Below are 22,749 nucleotides of genomic sequence, written 5' to 3'. Positions count from 1 at the left end.
CATCCCCTTCGCGCTCTTCGGCTCATGGCTGCGGGAGCTCGTCGGCCAGTGACGGGAACAGAGATTCGAGTCCGCTGGGAAAGTCGCTCGGCAGCTCGGTCGGGAACCCGGACGGCAGATCGCTGGGCAGTCCGCTGGGCATGTCGGTCGGCAGGCGGAACGACGGCGCCGGAGAGTCGCTGGTGCCGGCGCTGCTCCCGGCGGGCGGCTGCTCTTCCGGCGAATCGTCGCTCCCCGACTCCATGAGGACCAGCGCGACGACCGCTACGGCAGCCGCGATCAAGACCAGAAGGGCCCAGAGGGGGCCGCGCCGCCTTCTGGGGCCGCCCGGATCGCCGGTCGGCCTCAGGGGCTGAGTGGGAGGCGAACCGCCGTACGAAGGCGGTGGATGGTGGCTGAAGCCGTCAGGAGGCGGCCCGTGGTGGCCATACCCGTCAGGAGGCGGCCCGTGGTGGCCATACCCGTCAGGAGGCGGTCCAGGGTGGCCGTAGCCGTCAGGAGGCGGTCCGAAACCGCCGCCCGGAGGCGGTGTGTCGTCCGGCGGTCCGGGCGGTCGAGGGGGTACCGGCGGCATGCCCATACCCTCCAGAGTCGCTCCGATCCGGGCATGTCGCGCCCCCCGCACGGACGTTGATACGGCCTCATGCCATGGACGGCATGATTCCGCCACATTCCGTGCGGGGAGCTCGAAGCGGGCCGCTCAAGGACCGGCGGCACGCGCGCGTGCGGTCAGGCCCGCGCTCCCAGCAGGTGGTCCATCGCCAGCTGGTCGAGCCGCTCGAAGGCCATCCCGCGCGCGGCGGCCGCCTCGACGTCGAACTCCTCGAAGGCCGTACGGTCCGCGAGCAGCGCCTTGAGGCCGTCGGCCGCGGTGGGCTGCGCCAGTTCGTCCAGACGCGAGGCGCGCAGGGCTTCCTGGACCTCGGGGTCGGCACGGAAGGCGGCCGCGCGGTCCTTCAGGATGAGGTAGTTGCGCATGCAGCCCGCGGCCGACGCCCACACGCCGTCGAGGTCCTCGGTGCGCGGCGGCTTGAAGTCGAAGTGCCTCGGGCCCGCGTAGCCCGCGCTCTCCAGGAGGTCGACCAGCCAGAAGGCGGCACGCAGGTCCCCGGCGCCGAAGCGCAGGTCCTGGTCGTACTTGATGCCGGACTGGCCATTGAGGTCGATGTGGAAGAGCTTGCCCGCCCACAGTGCCTGCGCGATGCCGTGCGGGAAGTTCAGCCCGGCCATCTGCTCGTGGCCGACCTCGGGGTTGACGCCGTACAGCTCGGGGCGCTCCAGGCGCTCGATGAACGCCAGGGCGTGGCCGACCGTGGGCAGCAGGATGTCGCCGCGCGGCTCGTTGGGCTTGGGCTCGATCGCGAAGCGCAGGTCGTAGCCCTGCTCGGTCACGTACTCGCCGAGGAGGTCGAAGGCCTCCTTCATGCGGTCGAGGGCGTCGCGTACGTCCTTGGCGCCACCGGACTCGGCGCCCTCACGTCCGCCCCAGGCGACGTAGGTCTCGGCGCCGAGCTCGGCCGCGAGGTCGATGTTGCGGATCGTCTTGCGCAGGGCGTAGCGGCGCACGTCGCGGTCGTTGGCGGTGAACGCGCCGTCCTTGAAGACGGGGTGCGTGAAGAGGTTGGTGGTGGCCATCGGCACCTTCATGCCGGTCGCGTCGAGAGCCTCACGGAAGCGCTTGATGTGCGCCTCGCGCTCGGTGCCGGAAGACCCGAAGGGGATCAGGTCGTCGTCGTGGAAGGTCACTCCGTGGGCGCCGAGCTCGGCCAGGCGCTGCACCGACTCGACCGGGTCGAGGGCCCGGCGGGTGGCGTCGCCGAACGGGTCCCGTCCCTGCCAGCCGACGGTCCACAGGCCGAAGGTGAACCTGTCCTCGGGGGTGGGCTGGTAGTTCATGCCGCGGCTCCTTGTTGCTTGCGACTGCTTGCTGCCGACTATTTCGTCATGGCGATTTACAAATTAGTATGCCGACGCGTCTCTGGGAAGGGACAAGATGTCCGCGGGATGTCTTCAGGCAGAGACGCGAACGCAGTGAGAGTCATGAGCCGCACTTAGGGAGAGCCCGATGTCAGCATCCGAGGGTCCGCTCGTCGTCGGTGTGGACACATCCACACAGTCCACCAAGGCCTTGGTCGTCGACGCGTCGACCGGACGGGTGGTGGCCCACGGACAGGCTCCGCACACCGTGTCCTCGGGGGCCGGCCGCGAGAGCGACCCCCGCCAGTGGTGGCACGCCCTGGGCGAGGCACTGCGCCAGTGCGGGGACGCTGCGCGCGAGGCGGCCGCGGTGTCGATCGGCGGGCAGCAGCACGGCCTGGTCACGCTGGACGCACAGGGGGATCCGGTGCGTGAGGCCCTGCTGTGGAACGACGTGCGCTCGGCGCCGCAGGCTCGTCGGCTGACCGAGGAGCTCGGCGGCGCGAAGTTCTGGGCCGAACGCGTCGGCTCCGTTCCGGCAGCCTCCTTCACGGTCACGAAGTGGGCCTGGCTGGCCGAGAACGAGCCGGAGAACCTCCGCGCCACCAAGGCCGTCCGCCTGCCTCACGACTACCTCACCGAGCGGCTCACCGGCCAGGGCACGACCGATCGCGGCGATGTCTCCGGCACCGGCTGGTGGGCGTCGGCGACCGAGTCGTACGACGACGAGATCCTCAGCCACGTAGGGCTCGATCCCGCCCTGTTGCCTCGTGTGGTGCGCCCCGGTGAGGTGGCCGGTACGGTGCGCGACGGTCACGACCTGCCGTTCGCCAAGGGCACCCTGGTCGCTCCCGGAACCGGCGACAACGCCGCCGCCGCGCTCGGGCTGGGCCTGCGCCCCGGCACCCCCGTGCTGAGCCTGGGCACCTCCGGCACGGTCTACGCGGTGTCCAAACACCGACCCACCGACCCGACCGGCACCGTGGCGGGTTTCGCCGACGCCCACGGCGACTGGCTGCCGCTGGCCTGCACCCTGAACTGCACACTCGCCGTGGACCGTGTAGCCGCGCTGCTGGGCCTGGACCGCGAGGCGGTGGAGCCGACGGCGGACGTCACCCTCCTCCCCTACCTGGACGGCGAACGCACCCCGAACCTTCCGAACGCCTCCGGGCTGTTGCACGGCCTGCGCCACGACACGACCGGCGGCCAGCTGCTGCAGGCCGCGTACGACGGCGCCGTCCACGCGCTGCTCGGTGCGCTCGACCTGGTCCTCGACGAGGACGCCGACCGTTCGACCCCGCTGCTGCTGATCGGCGGTGGCGCCCGGGGCACGGCCTGGCAGCAGACCGTACGACGGCTGTCGGGGCGCCCCGTTCAGGTACCCGAGGCAAAGGAACTGGTCGCGCTGGGCGCCGCTGCCCAGGCCGCCGGCCTGCTGACCGGCGAGGACCCGGGCGCGGTCGCCCGACGCTGGAACACGGCAGCCGGGCCGGTGCTCGACGCCGTGGAGCGGGACGAGACGGCCCTGGCCAGGATCTCCGGGGTACTCTCCGACGCGGCCCCGCTGCTGGAGCGGGGGACGGGCCAGAGCTGACGGACACCTTGTGACGCACGACAGTCGACGTGCGGACCCGGCCGTCAACCGACCGCCGGACACCACCGACCGAGGACGCACGGAGGCATGACCGCACCGCTGCACGAGGCCCGCCCGGCCGGCCCCGGGCGTGCGCTGCCCGACACCCAGGCCGGCATGCGGCGGCGCAACCTCGCCCGGGTCATGCACGCCGTCAGCGCCGAGGGACAGCTGTCCCGCGCCACCGTCGCCTCGCGCATCGGTCTCACCCGCGCCGCGGTGTCGAGCCTCGTCGACGAACTCATCCGGTCGGGACTGCTGGAGGAACTCGGTCCCGAGCGGCCCGCACGAGTGGGCAGGCCGGGATCGGCGCTCGCGGTCAGCGGGCGCGGACCGGCCGGGATCGGCGCCGAGATCGGCGTCGACCACCTCGCGGTGTGCGCGGTCGACCTGCGCGGAGAGGTACGGGCCCGGGCGGTGCGGTACGGCGCGAACCGGGGCCGCTCCCCCGAACCGGTGATCGTGGAGCTCACCGACCTGGTGCGCCGGGTCGTCGCCGAGGCGGAGGGCGAGGGTCTGTGGCCCGCTGGGCTGGCCGTGGCCGTGCCCGGTCTGGTGGCGCGTGACGCCCGGACCGTCGTACGCGCCCCGAACCTCGACTGGCACGACACGGACCTCGGTGCCCTGCTGCCCGCCGAGTTCACGCCGACGGTGGGCAACGAGGCCAACTTCGGTGCCCTCGCCGAACTCTGGCTCGGTGGCGGCACCCCACGCGACTTCCTGCATGTGTCCGCCGAGATCGGCATCGGTGCCGCGGTCGTCGTGGACGGCCGCCTGCTGCACGGAACCCGGGGTTTCGCGGGCGAGTTGGGGCATGTGCCGGTCCATCCGGACGGGCCGGACTGCCCGTGCGGCGGACGCGGCTGCCTGGAGCAGTACGCCGGTGAGGAGGCGGTGCTGCGGGCGGCCGGTCTGGAGCCGGGTGAGGACCGCGTGGGGCTGCTCGCGCAGCGGGCCACGCAGGGGGACGAGAACGTACGGGATGCCCTGCGGGATGCGGGAGAGGCGCTCGGGATCGCGCTGACCGGGGCGGTCAACCTGCTGGATCCCGAGGGCGTCGTGCTCGGCGGAGCGCTGGCGGGACTGGCGCCCTGGCTGCTGCCGACGCTGCGGGAGGAGCTGGCCCGACGCACGGCGGGGCCCGCCTGCCCGGTGTCCGTGTCACGGCTGGGTTCCGAGGGACCGTTGCTGGGGGCCGCGCACTCGGTGGTGCGGGCGGTGCTGGACGATCCGGCGGTGGTGGCCGAACGGGCCTGATGGCTGGGCGACTTCGCCGGCTCGGGCCGGACCACCCACCTCCCAACCACCCACCACCGATCCGCGGCGGCTTCCCTCGTCCGGGTGAGCAGGTTTTCCACAACCGTGCCGCCGTCCACCGCGGCACACGACGCTCCGCCGCCCAACGGACAAGCGCCGTACCGTGATTCACGCAGGGCGCAGCCGTCGTGGACAGCGGCCGGGTCCAGCTGAAGAGGGATCACATGTCGGCGGGGTCACCTGCCGGGGCACACGTCGGGAGGTCACATGGCCGGCGTGTGCGACACCAACCACACCCGCGTGGCCAAGATCCGCAAGGAACGGCCGCCCGAGCGCGAAACTCACCGAGGGTGCACGCCCGGCTTCGGCAGGCAGCGGCGACGCTACGAGGCTGCGCGTGCCCCTTGCCCACGAGTGAATTCCCCCACCACCTTCGAAAGGCACTCCGTATGGAACGCGCAAGATCGTTCCCGAGCAGGCGACGGCTGTTGCAGGGCGCCGCCCTCGCCGCCCTCCCGACCGCGCTGCTGCCCGACACGCTCGCCCGAGCGCAGGGCCGGGCCGTCGACTACCCGTCGGCCGAATGGCAGCCTGCGGTCGCGTCCAACTACACGGTCTCCGATCGTCCCGCCTCCTATCCCCTCGACTTCGTGGTCATCCACGTCACCCAGGAGACGTACGCCGACACGCTGGCCATCTTCCGCAATCCGCAGACACAGGTGTCCGCGCACTACGTCGTCCGATCGCTGGACGGTCATGTCGCGCAGTGCGTCCGCGAGGCCGACATCGGCTGGCACGCGGGGAACTGGGACTACAACACCCGCAGCATCGGCATCGAACACGAGGGCTGGGTCGACCAGCCCGCCTACTTCACCGACGCGCTGTACGAGCAGTCGGCGAGACTGACGGCCGCGATCTGCGCCAACTACGGCATTCCCAAGGACCGGGAACACATCATCGGACACTACGAGGTACCGGGCGCGGACCACACCGATCCCGGCCCCCACTGGGACTGGGACCGCTACATGTATCTGGTCGACCTCGCCTGACCGACGCTGCGGAACCACTAGCGGTCCCGGCCCGGCGTTCGGGACCACGGTCGAAACGGTTGTCCGCGCGCGTACCCGGAGTGACGATGTCCCCATGAGTTCGCCTTTCGGGGAGGCCGAGTTGTCCGAACCCTGGGTGGCCCTGGAGCCGGGGGCCGACCCCGCCGAGCGTGTGCGGATGCTGCTGCGCGCGCACGAGACGTTCACGGAGGCGGGCACCGTGCCACGTCCGGTGCGTTCGGTGGTGGCCGACTCCTGGCGGCGTTCGGCGCGGGCCGGGGTCGGGCCCGACGGCACCGCGAACGTGGAGATCTCGGACGGTGACCTCGGCGCCTACCGGGCCGAGCACCCGTTGGCGCGGGTCATGCCGCTGTTCCGTGAGCTGCTGGGCACGTTCGCCGCGGACGGCGAGCACCTGCTCGCCGTGTGCGACACGCACGGCAGGCTGCTGTGGGTCGAAGGTCATCCGGCCACCCGCCGCCAGGCGGACCGGATGAACTTCGTCCCCGGGGCGCGGTGGGCGGAGACCGCGGTCGGGACGAACGCGCCGGGCACGGCGGTCGCCGTGGACCGGCCGGTACAGGTGTTCGCGGCCGAGCACTTCATCCGGCGGGTGCAGCCCTGGACCTGCGCGGCGGCTCCGGTGCACGACCCCCGCTCCGGGCGGGTGCTCGGGGCCGTCGACATCACCGGCGGCCACGGCCTGGCGCATCCGCACAGCCTGGGGTTCGTACAGGCAGTGGCGCGGGCCGCCGAGTCCCAGCTGGCGCTGCAGCTGCCCGAGCAGCCCGCGGTCGACATGCCGGAGCTCAGCGCGCTGGGCCGCGACGAGGCACAGCTGTGCGCCGGTGGGCGCAGGATCCGGCTCAGCCGTCGGCACAGCGAGATCGTGGTGCTGCTGGCCGGCCGGCCGGAGGGGCTGAGCGGCGACGAGTTGTTGTGCGCGCTGTACCAGGACGAGTCGGTGACGCCGGTGACGCTGCGCGCCGAACTGGCCCGGCTGCGCCGAATGCTGGGTCCGGGTCTGCTCGCGTCGCGTCCCTACCGGCTCACCGTGCCGGTCGAGTCGGATGTCGCCGTCGTCGAACGGCGGTTGGAGGCCGGCGCCGTGACGGCGGCGGCGACGGCGTACGCGGGTCCGCTGTTGCCCGGCTCGCAGGCACCGGCGGTGGTGCGGCTGCGCCGGCGCCTCGCCGACGGCCTGCGTTCGGCGCTGATCGCACGCCGGGATCCCGACCTGCTGGCGGACTGGGCGCACGCTCCGTGGGGCGAGGACGACCTGGACGTATGGCGGGCGCTCGCCACGGTGCGGCCGACGGCGGCGGTCCGGGCGCGGCTGGCGGCACTGGAGTCCGAGTTGGCGGCGCCGGCCGCGTGGTCACGTCCTACGGCGCCCTGAACGGACGCTCGGTTCACGCGACCTCGGTTCACGCGACCTCGGTTCACGCGACCTCGGCCGGGCGATGCGGGCTCCGTTGCCCGGGCTCCGTTGCCCGGGCTCCGTGACCCGGGCTCCGTGTGGGCGGCGGCCACGCAACGTATGTGCAACCTCCCGCTTCCTAGCCTCGGACCGAGAGCTGCCCAACGGCGGGCAGCGCTTCTGAGGGAGGCAGACCGGCATGACCCGATACGCGGCGCCCGGAACCGAGGGCGCGACCGTCTCCTACCAGGCGCGCTACGACCATTTCATCGGCGGCGAGTACGTGCCACCGGCCCGCGGACAGTACTTCGAGAACCCGTCCCCCGTGAACGGTCAACCGTTCACGGAGGTCGCGCGCGGCACCGCGGCGGACGTGGAGAAGGCACTCGACGCGGCGCACGCGGCCGCCCCCTCCTGGGGCCGGACCTCGGTGACCGAGCGCGCCGACATCCTGCTGAAGATCGCCGACCGGATGGAGGCACACCTCGAACCCCTGGCGGTGGCGGAGAGCTGGGAGAACGGCAAGCCCGTCCGGGAGACGCTGGCGGCCGACATCCCGCTCGCCATCGACCACTTCCGCTACTTCGCGGGAGCGATCCGCGCGCAGGAGGGCTCACTCGGGGAGGTCGACGACGACACGGTGGCGTACCACTTCCACGAACCGCTGGGCGTCGTCGCGCAGATCATCCCGTGGAACTTCCCCATCCTGATGGCCACATGGAAGCTGGCCCCCGCCCTCGCGGCGGGCAACGCGGTCGTCATCAAGCCCGCCGAGCAGACCCCGGCGTCCATCCACTACTGGATGAGCCTCATCGCAGACCTGCTCCCGCCCGGCGTGGTGAACATCGTCAACGGCTTCGGCGCGGAGGCGGGCAAGCCGCTGGCGTCCAGCCCGCGGGTGGCGAAGGTGGCGTTCACGGGCGAGACCACGACGGGGCGGCTGATCATGCAGTACGCCTCGGAGAACATCAAGCCCGTCACCCTGGAACTCGGTGGCAAGTCGCCCAACATCTTCTTCGACGACGTATGGGCAAGCGACGACGACTTCCGTGACAAGGCGCTTGAAGGCTTCACCATGTTCGCGCTCAACCAGGGTGAGGTGTGCACCTGCCCGTCCCGGGCGCTGGTCCAGCGCGGCCAATACGCCGAGTTCCTGGAGGCGGCGGTGGCACGCACGGAGCTGATCAAGCCGGGGCACCCCCTCGACACCGACACGATGATCGGCGCCCAGGCCTCCAACGACCAACTGGAGAAGATCCTCTCCTATCTGGACATCGGCCGGCAGGAGGGCGCGAAGGTCCTCACGGGCGGTGAACGCGTCCAGTACGACGGTGAGTTGAAGGGCGGCTACTACGTCCAGCCGACCATCTTCGAGGGCGACAACAGGATGCGAATCTTCCAGGAGGAGATCTTCGGTCCGGTGGTCTCGGTGACGTCCTTCGACGACTTCGACGACGCGATCAAGATCGCCAACGACACGCTGTACGGGCTCGGTGCGGGCGTCTGGACCAGGGACATCAACACGGCCTACCGCGCGGGCCGGGCGATCCAGGCCGGCCGCGTCTGGACGAACTGCTACCACGCCTACCCCGCGCACGCCGCCTTCGGCGGATACAAGCAGTCGGGGATCGGGCGTGAGACACACAAGATGATGCTGGAGCACTACCAGCAGACGAAGAACATTCTTGTTTCATACAGTCCGAAGAAACTTGGGTTTTTCTAGAGCCTCAAGTCGGCTGCCTGGAGGCGCCGTTACGCTCCAGGCAGTCCGACACCGGAGTCACTCTGGGTAAGCAACAGGCTGCCTCAGGTCGATGGTCGACCTGCACGAGGACTGTCCCCGGACCAGTCACGAACCAGACTCCCGCCCAGGGTGTCCTTCGGTCGTCCTCGCCCGGCTGTCCCACGGCACCGATCGCCACATCCACATTACGAAGAGCCTCCCGGCGTGCGAAAAAGCCGGTGGGCATGCCTGCCGGAGACGTCACGGACGGAGCTACGTCGCTGAGGGCGGGTCAGCCTCGTGTTCCGGCAGGACGAGCTGAAGGGCAGCGCCTGTCAGAGCCGGGTGGGAGGAGGTGAGGACATCCGCGTCCGTCTCCACCGTCAGAGTCTCCAGGGCCCGCAGGAATCTCTTCACACGGTGCAGCCCCCACCCGCGGCCTGAGCCTCGGGTGGTCCACTCCGGTTGGAAGATCCTCCGGGCACGTACGTCGGCCGGCAGCCCGGGGCCGTTGTCCCGCACCTCTACCAACACCTCGGGACTCTCCAGCACCACCGATACCTGCATCAGCCCGTCGCCCCGGCCCGCCACCACCTCCGCAGCGTTGTCCATCACCTCATACAGCACGGCGCGCAACACGGGCTCCGGCACCGCGACCCCCAACCGCTCGGGGCAGCGGAGATCCAGACGGACCGTCGGATACTGCTCTTGGCACTCCGCGGCGAGGGCCGCCAGGACAGCCCCCAGGTCCGCGTTCTCCGACACCGACCCGGCGACCAGATCGTCGGGAGAATTCTGGTGGAGCTCCCGGTCCGCCAGTACCGCTACGGCGGCCAGTTCGTCGGCGTCGGCACCTTGCGTCTCCGCCTCGATGTATCTGAGGTAGGAAGGTACGGGAGCGAAGCGGTTGCGGTGCCAAGTCGTCCAGCCCGGGAACGTGGGCGGGCAATCGTCCCCGGCCGAAGCGGTGTCGCCCTCCATCAGGTCGCTGCCCTCGGCCCGCTCCATCTCTTCCAGCAAGCCCGTCAACTCCCGCTCCGCCATGGGAATCAGCGCCCGCACGACTCCACTCAGCGGCACCCGCAGACAGGTGCTGTCCTCCTCGCCCGCCGAGACATCAGCGGTTTCCGGCGCTGTGGGTACTGCTTCCGCGTCCCGCCGCACGAGCTCGAGCAGACCGCGCGCCACGAGTGTCTCCGCCCCCGCCAGCACCTGGGCCTTGGCGGCCGTCCAGGTCGAGCAGAGCTCGGCGCTGTCCGCAAGGTCCTCACGTGTGAGGCATCCGTCCTCCGTGTCGCAGACCGTCAGGGACGCCCACCACGCGGCCTGCGCCGCCTGCTCTCCGCAGCGGGCCAGCAACTCGGCCCGCAGCGCGTGGACAAGCGCCTCGTCCCCGCGCCAGCCGCCCGTCTCAGCGACCCAGAGTCCATCCTGCGTGGCGGGCACGGTCGCCGCCTGTGCGTACCGCAGCATCACCCACAGGAGCTCGGGCTCCATGCCGGTGCAGTTCTCCATCACCTGGACCATGGAAGCACCGCCGTGCAGGGACAGGCGGGTAATCCACCGCAGGGTCCGCCAGGCCACGTCGGCGTCGTCGCCGAGGACCCTGCCGAGCGCCGCCGGGCTGTTGCCGATGAACGCCTCGACGGGCCACTGCCCGGCGAGGATCCCCAGCAGTCCGGCCCGCCGATCGGTGCGCAGCACGGCCAGCCTGAGCAGGTCGCGCAGGCAGAGGACGCCGACGGTCTGACGGTCGGTGTAACCGGTGACCACCAGGCCGGGACCGACCGCCACGATGGGGCCCTGCGCAGCGAGTTCCGCCGCCACTGTGGTAACTTCCGGGTCGGCGACGTAGAGGTCGACCCGTCCCGTCGGGCGCAGCCCCGAGAACGGCTCACTGCTGAACAGGCCGTCGAAGTAGGTGTAATAGCCCCCGCCCACACGGCTCCCCTCGGCCCCTTTGCCCGAGGCTCCGAGGAAACGTCCGAGCGTGTTCGCGAAGCCCTCCGCAGCCTCGCGAGACGGCTCGCGGGACAGCCGGTCGAACGCTGCGAGCAACGCTTTGGCATCGTCGTCGGCAGCCTGCCAGGCAGCAAACTCCGGCGGCCGGCGCACCACGGGGTCCAGGTGGTACTCCAGGAGCGTTTCGGGCGCCCAGTCCCTGTCCCACACAGGGAGCGGCGTAACTGCCTCCGGAATGAGGACTCCGATGGGCTCCCGGTTCAGGAGCGCTCTGGCGGTGACCAGTTCGCCGGCCGCGAGCAGCGCCCGCACACGTGCGGCGGCGAAGCCTTCGTCAACCGCCTGTTCCTGTTCCTGTTCCTGTTTCTGCCCCTGCTCCTGCTCTGTGATGCGTTGCTCCAACTCGTGGGCAAGGGCGTCCACCTGCGCATCGAGTTCTCGCTCAAGGGAGACCAGTACGTCTTCGGCGGCAGCGACGCGCGAGCGGGAACGTCCGACCAGGGCCGCCGTGTCAGGTTGCTCGAACGGTACCCCCGCGGCCTCCGCGCGTCGGGACAGTCTCGTGATGCGCTGCCGCACCACTTCCGCGCTGCCCACGCGAGCGGACTCCAGTTTCCTGGCCAAAATCGCGCCGTCACGTTCACGCAACTCCGCGCAGACCTCGAACAGACGCTCGGCCACGTCATGCTCCCCCCGCTCCAGCAGGGCGTCGAACGCCGCGCGGGCCGGCATGCCCCCGATGTGCGCGAGCACGGCAGTGGCGAGCGCTCCGCCGTCCACCTCATCAGCGGGGGGCCGGGACGGCCCCCCGTCGTCCGGCCCCATGCCATCCGCGTGTTGCCCCTCCGTCAGGGCGACCAGCACATCCGGGAATCGGAATCTTCCGGGCCATGTCTCCAGCAGGTCTCTTGGTACTCCGCTCACCTGTCGTCCCTTCCGATCACCGGCATGGCGGCAAGCTCGCTCAGCAGTGCCTTCGCCGGATACCGGGCCGGCTCTCCCAGGCTGTCCGCCTCTTCGAGGAGGTTGTGCCACTCGTGGTCGAGGAACCGGGCGAGCGCCCGCTGGCCGGGCGTGAGAATCGGGAGCATCGCGGGTCCGGAACCGGCAGTCTCCACCTCGGGCTCAGCCGCCGAGAGCGCCGCGAGGCGACGCGCCTCCGCCATGACCTGGCCCACCCGCCGCGCGTAGGTCAGGTGGTGGCTCCATTCGACCTGCCGGACGCCCAGATCCGTCGCGAGCTGGTCCATGTAGACGCGGGCGTCGAAGGCCGTACGAGGCAGTACGGCGGCGGTCCGCGTCCGGAAGTCGACCGTGGCCTCCTTGTCCGCCATGGCCAGGACGTCGGCGAACACGCCTCCCGGCCGGAACATCGCGCGGTGCATCCGTTGCCCGTCCTGGAACTTGAAGCGATGGTCGGCCCGTTCGAAATCCCTCGCGTCGGCGACAAGCCGCTCCCAGTCCAGCTGCAGGGTGACCGAGCGCTCCTGTCTCTCGGCCCAGGCGTTGATGTCCTGGAGCGGCACCGGGGCCCGTTCACCGGCGAAGCACTCCGCCGCCTGACCCGCCAGGCGGAGCCAGGCCGTAGGCAGCCCGTCGCCGAGCCTGCTGCCACTGCCGGCCAACGTCTCCTCCCAGACCGTCAGGCCGACGTCGCCGCCGTGCAGCAGCATCTCCGCGACTGCACCCACGAGGACGACCGTACGGTGCTCGTACGGAGCGTTCGACAGTTCGAGGGCGCTGTAGTAGAGCTGTTCGCCGAGTGGGCCGTGTTCGAGTGGCACGGCCACGGCCGCCAGGTCCACCGGCATGGACTCCCTGTCACCCAGCAACGGAGCCAGCAGGTACGCCTCCATGAAGGCGTGCCGCTGCCACGCGTCGTACAGGAGCCAAAGCTCCCACTGGCGGCGCCTTGGCCCGCCGTCCGCCGAGCGGGACAGCAAGGCGGCGGATTCCCTGCGCAGTCGTTCGGGCGATGTACCGGCCGCGAGGCGGTCGTCGAGCAGCGTCCACTCGTCGTAGACGACGGGAATCGAGGAGAGCGAGGGCAGGGACGGCAGGTAGTTCGGTCGGGCCTCGAGGTCGTCGTCGCCACCCCCGAACCAGTCGGGAATGCCCAGTTCTCGGGCGAAGTCGGCGGTGAAGTCGGAGTTCATGATGTGCAGCCCGAGCTCGGTGGTAGCCTGACCCCGCGCCGGGTTGACGGATCTGGTGCCGAGGGGACGGTAGCTGCCGACGAGCGTCTCGTGGTCTGACAGCACAGCCCGCGCCTGGGCCTTGGTGTTGCGCAGAGTCCGCTCCGTGTTCAGACGTTTGAGCAGCTCCGCATAGGCCCTCGCAGGTTGGTGCCCGTCCTTGAGCACCGGGTGCTGGAGGTGGACCGCGGCGCCCTGATCCCTGAGACGGAGGAGCTGTTGACCGAGCGCATCGGTGCACGCCTCGCTCTCCGCGGAGTCGTCGGTGACGGCAAGGCGTTCGGTGGCGCCGCCGATGGCGCTCTGCACGAGATCGACATACATGCCGTCCCAGACGGCTCTCACGACCGGGGCGCCGCGGTACACCGCCTCCACCGCGTCCATGAGCTCGCGCAGCACCCGGCCCCACGCCGCCGACCACTTGGAGCGGTACTCGACCTCGTCCTCCTTCCACGTCTCGGTCAGCTCGGGCAGCGAGACGTCGCGCTGCCGACTGCTCGCGTTCGCCGGGGATTCCGTGACCCGCTGCCGCCTTTCGAAGTCCGTCGGCAGGAGGGCGATCCTGCTCGCCGTTTCCCAGTACGGGTAGGTCCGCTTGGCCCAGCTGAGCAGGTCCGTCACACAACTCGGCGGCTCGTCGGTGCCCTCGGTGGGCTCCACCAGGACTCCGGCCCCCGTGTCCTCGCCGAATACGCTGCGGGATCCCACGTACGCGTACCGGTCGTCACAGATGACCGCCGAGGCCGAAGAGGAGCTGCTGCGTGCCTCCACCAGCACATTGCCGGGAAAGCGCGCCTGGAGGTCGAACAGCGCCGTGGCGACTCTTCCCTCCAGCTTGGCCGTCCGGTGGCTCCCCCACAGGAAGACGAGGGTGACGCCGCGCTTCGCAGCGAGTTCCAGTGAGGGCAGAACCTGGTGCAGCGCGTTGTAGGTGATGTGCGGCACCGCGAGAACGACCTGGTGTGCCGCAGACTCGACCAGATGGGTCACGACCCAGTTGACGCCCGCCCCGGCGGCCACCCGCTGCACGGAGCACCCCGCGCGCCGCGCCTCCGCTAGGTGGTCCATCGCCTGGCCGGCTCTCGCGCAGAGCTCGTGGTGCCGGGTCGGCAACTGCTCGAAGGGGACGGTGTTCAGGCCCTCCGCCAGCCGGTCCAGACCGACCAGAAGCGAGCGGAGGCTGTCGGGCGGGACGACCTCTAGTACCTGCCGGGACAGCAACTGCTGCACGAACCTGCTCTCGGGCCGAGTGCGCACCAGCTCGCGCACTCTCGCCTGGAAGAGCTGCACGGCGCGGCTGCCCCAGCCCTGTGGCATCTGCACCGGGGCGGCTGTCACCTGCCCCGTGGTGGGGTCCCGGTTCACCACGACCTCCACGGTGTTCCAGTGGACGGCCTCCGACGGACTGAGCAGTGGGTTGGCGAAGGACACGTTCAAGACCGGCTGACGCAGGCCGCCCTGTCGTTGGTCGGTGCGGACGGCTTCCCGCACCGCGCGCAGCAGGTCCCTCTGCGGGATGTCGGTCTCCGATATTCCCCGGGCGAGCGGCATTGCAGCGGCCCCCTGCGGGACCCGGTCCATGCCCTTCCGGTGCAGCAGGGCAACGGACGCCGTCACCGGGTCGAACAGGAACTTGTGTGTCTTCACGGTGACGGGGACCGTACTCTCCCCGTCATGCTCGCCGAGGACCGACTGGGCGGCCTGGGTGTTCTCGAGCGTGTTCGTGGTGAAGTCGACTGCGAGGAACCCTCGGCTCCACAGACCGTGCACCACGTCGAGCATGAGCCTGTTGGGCAGGCAGAACAGCTCCCCCAGTCCCCTGACGGTTCTACGACCGGCCGCCACCGCCCGGAGCACCAGGTCCTCCAGGGTCGAGGCACCGTCCTCCGCGCCGAGTTCCATCCGAAGCGTAATGACACGGCAGGGAATCGCGACAACAACGGTCTCAGGCATCGGACGCCCTCTGTCCGTCTACGGCATCGGACACGATCTCCCCCGTCACGGCGTCGACGATCCTGCCCACCTCGCGGAAGGTCTCGATCACCGTCCGCCAGTCCTTTCCGCCATGGCGTTCGAAGTGCTGCAGGTTGCCTACGACAATCAGCAGCTGCTGGGCCCGGGACAGCATCACGTTGACGACTTCGGGCTGGGCGGCATGCCCCACGTTCTGCCGGGGGTCGAGGCCCCGCTCGGTGCTGCGGACCAGTGAGACGATCACCGTCTTCGCCTGGCCGCCCTGGAACGAGTGGATCGTATGCACCCTCTTCTCGAGGAACCCACGGTCCAGTTCTTCGAGTTGTCGGCGATAGGGAGTCAGCACACTGAGCTTCTTGGGATCCTTGTCGTCCTCGAGACCGAGGTCACGCACGAGTTGGCGGATGATGGCAACCTCTCCGGAGTTCCACCAGTACCCCGCGTCCCCGCAGCTCGCGTGCTGGGAGGTGTCCAGCCAGACCAGGGGCGCGCCTCTCACGTAGTCGGGCTTGGTGGCCTTGTGGAACTCCTTGATCTCTGGGTCGGGTACGAGGAAGGTGCCCGTGCCGTCACTGCCGGGGTAGAAGGCTCGGGCGAAGGGCTGCGCGATGTCCGGGTGCATACGGAACTGCGTGTCGAGGGTGTCCACCGGGCACGACGCGTTGGCGCGCTGGCCCGCGCCCCTGGCGTCGAAGAACTTGGCGAACATCTGGATGAAGCCGGTGTAGCTCTCGCGGGCCGCGTAGTGCAGCTCGATGCGCTCGTCCCGGTGCGGGGCCAGGCTGTCCAGGAAGGCCTTGACGTCCTGGGCCCGGTGCGGTCCGAGCTGTAGATGGTCACCGACGAGGGTCCAGCGCACTCCGAGGACCAGCGGCATGATGATCTCCGTGGGCCACGCCTTGGCCGCCTCCTCAATGATGACCCAGTCGAAGACGTCAGCGGGGTCGCGGACCTCGTCGGTCAGGGTGCCCGCGATCGAGCAGGTCGCGAGGACGATGTCGGCGCCGACCCGGATACGCTCCATCAGCTCGAACATGTTCTCCTTGGCGACGCTGCCCCACCGGTGCATCAGCTTCACTTCCGAGGCGTTGAGCCCTGTCTGTGGACCCTCCTCGACACGTTTGCGAATACGCTCGACAAGGTCCTCGGCGATCGCCTCCGCAGTGAAACCACGCAACGCCTTGGGCAGATCCGTGACGTCCCTTCTGCGGGACAGCTCCCGGAGTATCAGGATGGACTGGTCCTCGATCGCCGGCTTCAGTAGTTCGACGCACTTTCCCGCCAACTGATCCAGGGCGTCGTTCGACTGCGCGCTCACCAGCACCCGGGCTCCGTGCTCCGTCCGCAGGAAGTCACGAAGCGCGTGGGCGACCACGGTGCTCTTGCCCGTGCCGGGCGGCCCCTGAAGGGCGTAGAAAGGGTGCAGCCTCAGCATGTCGGCGATGATCTCCGGGGCCTTCCCCCGCAGCGGTTTCTCATTGGGCAGCGCCGGGATGTGCAGCGTCGCCGCACGCCGACTGCGCAGTTCTATGGAGGACGGGCTGTGCAGAACACTCGCCAGGCCCGCCTTCTGACGCAGCGAGGCGAGTCCTCGCGTCTCCCTACGCAGTTGTACCTCGGTGCCGAGGTCCCCGAGCGGCCTGAGCCAGCCCTTCTCCGGAGGCTTCTTGTCCCCGTGTGACGACTCGACGACGATGGAGTCGGTGTCCAGGCGTTCCCGCACGTGGAAGGCCACAGAGCCGCTGCCGAAGTAGGGACTGGGGCGGTCGTCCACCACGGAGATCATCGCCCTGCCGTCCTCCGCGAGGAGTTCCTTGGCGAAGTCCCCGAGCGCCGGCCTGCGCCTGGCGTCGGAGCAGTACGCGGTGAGCAGTTCGTCGCCGTGCCGCCAACTGCGGTCCCTGCCCTTGTCGTGGGTCAGTACGAGTCGGCCGTCTTTCGTCTTGCGAAGAAGGTACGGGTATTGGCGGGCCCGCAGCGCCACAGCCTGGTAGTCCAGCATGAAGGACACGGCCCGCAGCATCTCCTGGACTTTGGCGTCCTGCTCGTCCCGCTCGCTGTTCTGGACCGCTTTGGTCAACTCTGCCCAGGACGGCCGGTCCTGCTGTTGGTCGTCGAGCGGCTGGCCCAGGCGGAACGGCACGAGGTCCACCTTGCCGACGCGTCGCTTGGGCCTGGTCGCCACGATCTCGGACGCGAACCGTTTGTCCGCGAGGTACTTGATGACCAGTGTGTCGGTGCGGGTTTCGGTGCGCCGCCCCATGATCGTCTGGCGGTAGAGGAACGCACAGAACCACACGGCCTGTTGCCCGACGAGCACCCATTCGGCCTCGGCTAGCGACCGGGGATCCCCCGGCACGAAGCCGACCGCACCACCGTGCCAGTGCACCAGCTCGGCCCCCCGCAGTTCTTCCTCCAGGAAGGCCTGCAGTTCCTGACAGCCCTGCGGGGTGTCCGGGCTGTGGTCGGTCCAGCCGCGCTTCTTGTAGATCGTGACCACGGACTGGTCGGGCATGAAAGCCAGCAGCCGGGGCCGGGTGTCCTGCGGCGCAGGATCCAGCGCCGTGCAGATGTCCGCCCAGTGCAACTGAAGAGCCGCCGACGCCTGGAAGGAGGTGCTGCGGCCCGTGGGCGAGTGGTCGAGCATCTCGAGCAGCGCGTCCCGCAGGGTGCGGGGCACCTTGGTGGAGAGAGTGAGCTGACGCCGCATCCCGGCGTGCAGCCGGGCGAGCGCCCCGGGGAGTTCCTCGCCCTCGGCACGCTCGACCGCGGCGCACTCCTTGGCGAGGATGTCCTCCAGAGAGCCCACGAAGAGCTCCCATCCCAGCACGCCAAGCCCGAAGACGTCGGTACTGCCATGGTCCAGGCGGCGCAGTTGAACGTCGCAGAAGACCGAGGGATGGTTCTCCGGTGCCAGGTAGGCCAGATGGTGGGCCTTCGTGACACCGGTCGGCGGGGTGAGGAAGAGGGCCTGCACGGCCTCGTCGTGCTTCGCTCGGCTGTTCGGCCCCTGCACCGAGTGAAGCAGATTGTTGAGCAGGGCGCTCAGCTCGAACCGTGCCAGGGAGAGCCTGGCACGGGCCGGATTCTGGTTCACCGAGCTGATTCGGACGGCCGCCAGAGTCAGGTTCCGATGCACGATGCGTGTTCCGTGCAACTGGCTCAGCGCGTCCGCCAGCAGGCTGAATTGCTCGAACGCCACCACAGGGTGGGTCTTGGCCCACTCGTTCACCACGGACTCCCACTCCTGGGCGAGGGGCATCCCTTCCAGGCGGGTCATGATGAACGCGACCCGCCAGGTCCTGTCGAATCCGCCGACCACGATCTCCGGCAGCGCCGGGTGCCCGAGCATCTTGAGACGGAGGAGGTTGCGCACTTCGTGGTCCCACAGGTCGCTACCCGCCTGGTCGACATCGAGGAAGAGCGTCACTTCCCGGACGTCGGTGGCGTGGTCCTTGTTCCGCAGGACGAAGTGGATCACCCGGCCCTTGATCAGCTCCTCGACACCGTCCACGAGCACATATCGGCCGTGCGCCGGTGTCTTGCCGGTGAACAGGTCGTTCAGCAGGTCGTTCAGGTACTCCGGCGGCAGTTCGTCATACATGCGTTTCCTCCGTGCCCCTGCCCTTGACCGGCCACGCGACAGGATTGATCCTCAAGACCAGGACCCCGTCGTCCGTGGCGACTGCGAGCCGTCCCTCAGACAGCGTCGTGAGCCGGAGGCAGGGAGCCCCCAGCCGTATACGGCGGACCGGCTTCCAGCCGGATCCCTGCCGGTTTCGCCACACCACAACCGTGCCTTCACGGCCGGCAGTCACCTTCGTCTCGGTTCCGCGGGGAGCGGGGACGAGTCCGTGGAGTGTGACGCAACCGACGATGCGCGAGTGCTGGTCGTCGGCACCCGGGGGGAGGAACGACTGTCCTTCGTCGGCGTCTGCGGCAGACAGGCTGTCGGGTAATGACGCTTCCGGCACTTCTTTGCCGTCCGCCGCGCGCAGCGTCCGTAATGTCGTCCGTCCAGCGCACTGCTCCGCCACCACGAGGGTTTCCGTGCCGTCGGCCAGGACGTGGCACCACAGTCCGCTGACCGCCGAGGGGATGTCCACCAGTGCGGCACCCGCGCCCGCGACGGCTGACGGATCCCAGAAGTGCACGGTGCAGTCACGCTCCGCGGCCGTAGCCAGGACGCGTCCGCTCTGCGGTCCCCGCAACGCGCCGATCGCCTTGATCGCCCCGGATGCTGTCGAGGCCTCAAGAATCTGCGGGTGTCCCGGTTCGGCGGGCGAGTTCACGACACGTACAACGCCGCGCGCGTCGCCGAGAACCGGGACGCTGCGTTCCGCGGACACCGGCAGGGCGGCCAACACCCGATTGGCGCCGTCCGTGGCTTCGGGCCCTTCGCCCTCCGCCTCGGGCATGATGCGCGGTCCGCGGTCGAGCGGACTCACTCTCCAGTGGGCGAGGCGACCGTCGTCCGACGCGGTGACGAGCCGGGCGCCTGCCCCCGGGTCCGTGACGCGCGTCAGACCCGACAACTCCGTACGCGCACGCAGCTGGTGCACCAGCGAGGGCGCCCCTCCGCCAACCTCCCACAGCCCCAGGAGTCCACACCGGTAGGCCGCCACGACGAGCTGATTTCCATCGGTGCCGGAGGCCAGGGCCAGCCCCACGACGTCGGTGGAGGCGGGGGACTCCGCCGTTGGACACAACTCCCCGCCCGGGCCGAGGAGCGCCAGGTACCCGGCCTCACCGGCGACGACGAAGCGTCGCGTGCCGTCGGGGATGGCCACCATGGCCGTGACCAGCTCGGCGGACGACGTCGCCAAGGGCTGCGGATGCTCCGCGTCGGTGTCCCACAGTTGAAGTGTCCTGTTGTCGTGGGCGACGGCCAGGACTCCCGGCCCGGCGGGCCCATCGGCCGCCTCCTCGCTGACGCTGGCCGAGCCGTGTGCGGCGAGCGCGCTCACCGGCTTGTCGCACCCCCGCAGCAGCACGACAGGGCCGTGTTCTTTCCACGGTTCCCACACCACGACCGTTCCGTCGAGGAAACCGGTCACCAGCCATGTCGCGTCGGGGCGCGCGACCAGTGCGGTCACCGCGGCGTCGGCGCCGACTCGCAGATGCAGTGGCACGCGCCGCATCCGCCCCCAGCACACCTCCCAGGCGGCTCCGGGCCCCGCCTCGTGCAGGACCCCGGCGGCCCGCAGTCCGCCGAGCTGGCGCAGGCCCGGCCGATCGTCCGGCGCGGATTCCTTGATCAGGTGCGCCGACGCGACCGTTCCCAGCACCCCGACCGGCAGTTGGGCGGACGTGGCTCCGGTGCCGGGCCCGGGGGTGAGTGCCAGCGTGCTCAACGAGGCCGGCGCCAGTCGGTCGACGACGGCTGGCCGCGCGGCCAGCGCCGCCCATCCGTCCGGACCACAGTCGGCGGCGTACTCCGCGAGCCTGGCGGCAAGGTGCGGGCTGAGCGGCAGCCCGGTGTCGGCCTGCTCCGCCGCCAGATCCAGCAGGGCCACGAACATCGCGTATCTGCCGCCCGGAGTGGCGTCGGCGAGCAGTTGCTCGGCATAGGTGCGGTGCGCCAGCCGGTACACGCTGCGCCGGTCCTCCCCGTCCAGCAGGACGTAGGCCGCAGCGCGACTCAGGAAAAGTCTCAGCTGATGGTCGTCGACTCGGTCGTCGGCTCCGGCAATGCCCGCCGCCGCCTGTGTCCAGATGCCATCCGCGAGGGGCAGACCGCGGCCATGCGCGTAGGCGAGGGCGCGCAGCAACGGTTCGGCCACGGCAAGTCCCGCGGTTATGCGCGCGACCGCGGCTCCGAAGAGACCCTTCTGGTCTCGTTCGAGCAGCGGACCGAGGGCGGCCCGCGTGTCCGACGCGGTGGACGCGACGGTGGGCCGCTCCTCGATCTCCTGGACCACCAGAGCAGCCTGGAGGAACTGCCATGCTCCTCTGCCCACGTGGTCTGCAACCACCTCGGCCACCTCGTGGGCGACCGCCTCGTGCCAGTCCGCCTCCCCGGCGGGGGTGCGTTCGCGGAGAATCCGGCGTATGTGGTGTTCGGTGTACTCACGGACCGCTGTGGGATCGGGTTCAAGGGTGAGCACATCGGCGTGTCCGGTCCCGGTGCCCAATACCTCCAGCAGGTCGACGCGACCGCTTGTCTCCTCTGCCCAGCCTCCTGAAGCGGACCAGAACGAGGAGGGCCGGGTACCGATCAGGAGCCGGACACCAGGGATCGTGGTCAGGTCCCGCAGCAGGGCAGCCACGCGGAGCGGATCCCTGGCCTCGTCCAACGCATCGGCCACGATCAGCGCCCCGGTCGGCGTCCGCGCATTCGTGCCAGGACCAGTGCCGCCGCCAGGATCGGCCAATTCGGCCAGGCGGCGGCGTACGGCGTCGGCCGGTTCACCGCCTGCGGAGGAACCGGCCCTGTCGGATCCGTCGACCCTCACAGCGAGTAGGTCGGCCAGTTGCCGAACGACATCGGCGGGCGTGCTGCCGGTGAGCGCCAGCACGGCGGCGAGGCGACGGGGTTCGTTGACGCCGGGATGCCCGCCTGGGACGCCGGTTCCGGCGGAGCCCGCGACGGGCCCCGTTCGGTCCCGGCCGCCCACCCTGCGGCGGGACCATCGCATGACCGTCTCGCCGAGGAGTGCGGACTTCCCCACACCGGGCACGCCCGTGACGGCAAGTACGTCGGCCCCTCCGGGATCAGCGCACCATGAGTCGACGGCTCGTAAGTCCTTGGCCCGGCCGGTGAAATGGTGGACCAGCTCGAGGAAGCCCGCCGTGTCCGGGCCCTGCAGGTGCGGATGTTCCTCGGGCGCATGGTCGAAGTTGCTTTGCAACCGACGCTGCTCGGCGACGGTGATGGCACCGGCGAGCGGCACTCGGTCGCGCAGCACCAGAGGGAGCTCGTCGCATGCATCTTCTCCGACGAGCTCGGCATGGCAACCGTTGTCCGAGAAGTGCTTCTGCAGGTCTCTCAGGGTGAAGACCTTGTCGATCGCGGTCTTGTTGTCGACCCAACTCTCGAGAACGCGACGGAACGTCCCCAGATAGCCCTGCGCCGCTCCCCTGCCCGTGCCGATCAGCAAGAGCGACTGGGTCCGAGGTTGCCCCGCGCCATTGAATCGCCGTGCCACATCCAGGGCGAAGTACTCAGAATTGCACGCCTCGAACACCACGATCGCCCAGAGTCTCTCATCGTGCAGACGTCTCTCCTGCTCCTTGTGGACATGGTGGGCGACCATGTCGGGCGTCACCCGGGCGTTGCCGTCGCGCTTCTCGGCGCCCGGCACGAGCAGTACGGATCCCATCGGCGTCATGCAGCCGTGGCCGACCCACAGAAGAACCGACGGCTGCGGCTCGTCATCCCCGTGTTCCCCGGACCAGTGCGCCAGCGCCTCGTCGGCTTCGGCCAACGACCGCACCGAAGTACCGGCGAACACCGGCTCGACGGCACGCCCGCTCATCCGCCGCAGGACCGCCTCGGCGAGGGCAGCCTCGTCCGCCATCGTCTCGTCGTCCTCGTCGTCGTCGCCGAAGCCGACCACCCGCCCCACCGGGAGGGTGTGAATGGCAAACAGATCCACGTCATCGTGCTCCGAGTCGAA

At 70.0% G+C, this 22,749-nt stretch carries 11 protein-coding genes; 5 read left to right on the top strand and 6 right to left on the bottom strand.

Annotation, left to right across the window (positions count from 1 at the left end; genetic code table 11):
- Positions 1 to 22: 22 nt before the first annotated feature.
- On the bottom strand, positions 23 to 283 hold the full coding sequence (locus OHA64_RS42200; protein WP_405622481.1) for a hypothetical protein: 261 nt from the start codon (positions 281 to 283) through the stop codon (positions 23 to 25).
- Between the two features lie 446 nt (positions 284 to 729).
- Positions 730 to 1,896 carry a xylose isomerase gene (gene xylA / locus OHA64_RS42195; RefSeq protein ID WP_405622480.1) on the bottom strand — a complete coding sequence of 389 codons (1,167 nt, stop codon included), beginning with the start codon at positions 1,894 to 1,896 and terminating at the stop codon, positions 730 to 732.
- Positions 1,897 to 2,065: 169 nt separating this feature from the next.
- Between xylA and xylB the strand changes: the two genes are divergently transcribed.
- The 5 genes from xylB (at position 2,066) to adh (ending at position 8,999) form a co-directional block, all read left to right on the top strand.
- Entirely contained in the window at positions 2,066 to 3,511 is a 1,446-nt protein-coding gene (gene xylB, locus OHA64_RS42190) for a xylulokinase (RefSeq protein WP_405622479.1), read from the top strand.
- An 87-nt stretch (positions 3,512 to 3,598) separates the two neighbouring features.
- Positions 3,599 to 4,807 carry an ROK family protein gene (locus OHA64_RS42185; protein WP_405622478.1) on the top strand — a complete coding sequence of 403 codons (1,209 nt, stop codon included), beginning with the start codon at positions 3,599 to 3,601 and terminating at the stop codon, positions 4,805 to 4,807.
- A gap of 449 nt (positions 4,808 to 5,256) precedes the next feature.
- Positions 5,257 to 5,856, top strand: a complete 600-nt coding sequence (locus tag OHA64_RS42180; RefSeq protein WP_405622477.1) for an N-acetylmuramoyl-L-alanine amidase — start codon at positions 5,257 to 5,259, stop codon at positions 5,854 to 5,856.
- A 94-nt stretch (positions 5,857 to 5,950) separates the two neighbouring features.
- The gene (locus OHA64_RS42175; protein WP_405622476.1) at positions 5,951 to 7,255 is read left to right on the top strand and encodes a GAF domain-containing protein; all 1,305 of its coding nucleotides are present in this window, start codon (positions 5,951 to 5,953) and stop codon (positions 7,253 to 7,255) included.
- A gap of 220 nt (positions 7,256 to 7,475) precedes the next feature.
- A complete protein-coding gene (adh, locus tag OHA64_RS42170; protein WP_405622475.1) occupies positions 7,476 to 8,999 on the top strand; it encodes an aldehyde dehydrogenase in 1,524 nt (507 codons plus the stop codon).
- 273 nt (positions 9,000 to 9,272) lie between these two features.
- Here the strand turns inward: adh and OHA64_RS42165 are convergent, their stop codons facing one another.
- The 4 genes from OHA64_RS42165 to OHA64_RS42150 form a co-directional block, all read right to left on the bottom strand.
- Positions 9,273 to 11,741 carry an ATP-binding protein gene (locus tag OHA64_RS42165; RefSeq protein WP_405622474.1) on the bottom strand — a complete coding sequence of 823 codons (2,469 nt, stop codon included), beginning with the start codon at positions 11,739 to 11,741 and terminating at the stop codon, positions 9,273 to 9,275.
- Between the two features lie 140 nt (positions 11,742 to 11,881).
- Positions 11,882 to 15,058 carry a hypothetical protein gene (locus tag OHA64_RS42160; protein WP_405622473.1) on the bottom strand — a complete coding sequence of 1,059 codons (3,177 nt, stop codon included), beginning with the start codon at positions 15,056 to 15,058 and terminating at the stop codon, positions 11,882 to 11,884.
- A gap of 43 nt (positions 15,059 to 15,101) precedes the next feature.
- Entirely contained in the window at positions 15,102 to 18,734 is a 3,633-nt protein-coding gene (locus tag OHA64_RS42155; protein ID WP_405622472.1) for an AAA domain-containing protein, read from the bottom strand.
- The gene (locus OHA64_RS42150) at positions 18,727 to 22,728 is read right to left on the bottom strand and encodes a hypothetical protein (RefSeq protein ID WP_405622471.1); all 4,002 of its coding nucleotides are present in this window, start codon (positions 22,726 to 22,728) and stop codon (positions 18,727 to 18,729) included. The genes OHA64_RS42155 and OHA64_RS42150 overlap by 8 nt, the downstream gene beginning before the upstream one ends.
- Positions 22,729 to 22,749 lie beyond the last annotated feature (21 nt).

Origin of the sequence: Streptomyces sp. NBC_00076 (genome assembly GCF_045041235.1) — a bacterium.
Classification (GTDB): Bacteria; Actinomycetota; Actinomycetes; order Streptomycetales; family Streptomycetaceae; genus Streptomyces.
This window is presented reverse-complemented; position numbering and strand designations above follow the sequence as displayed.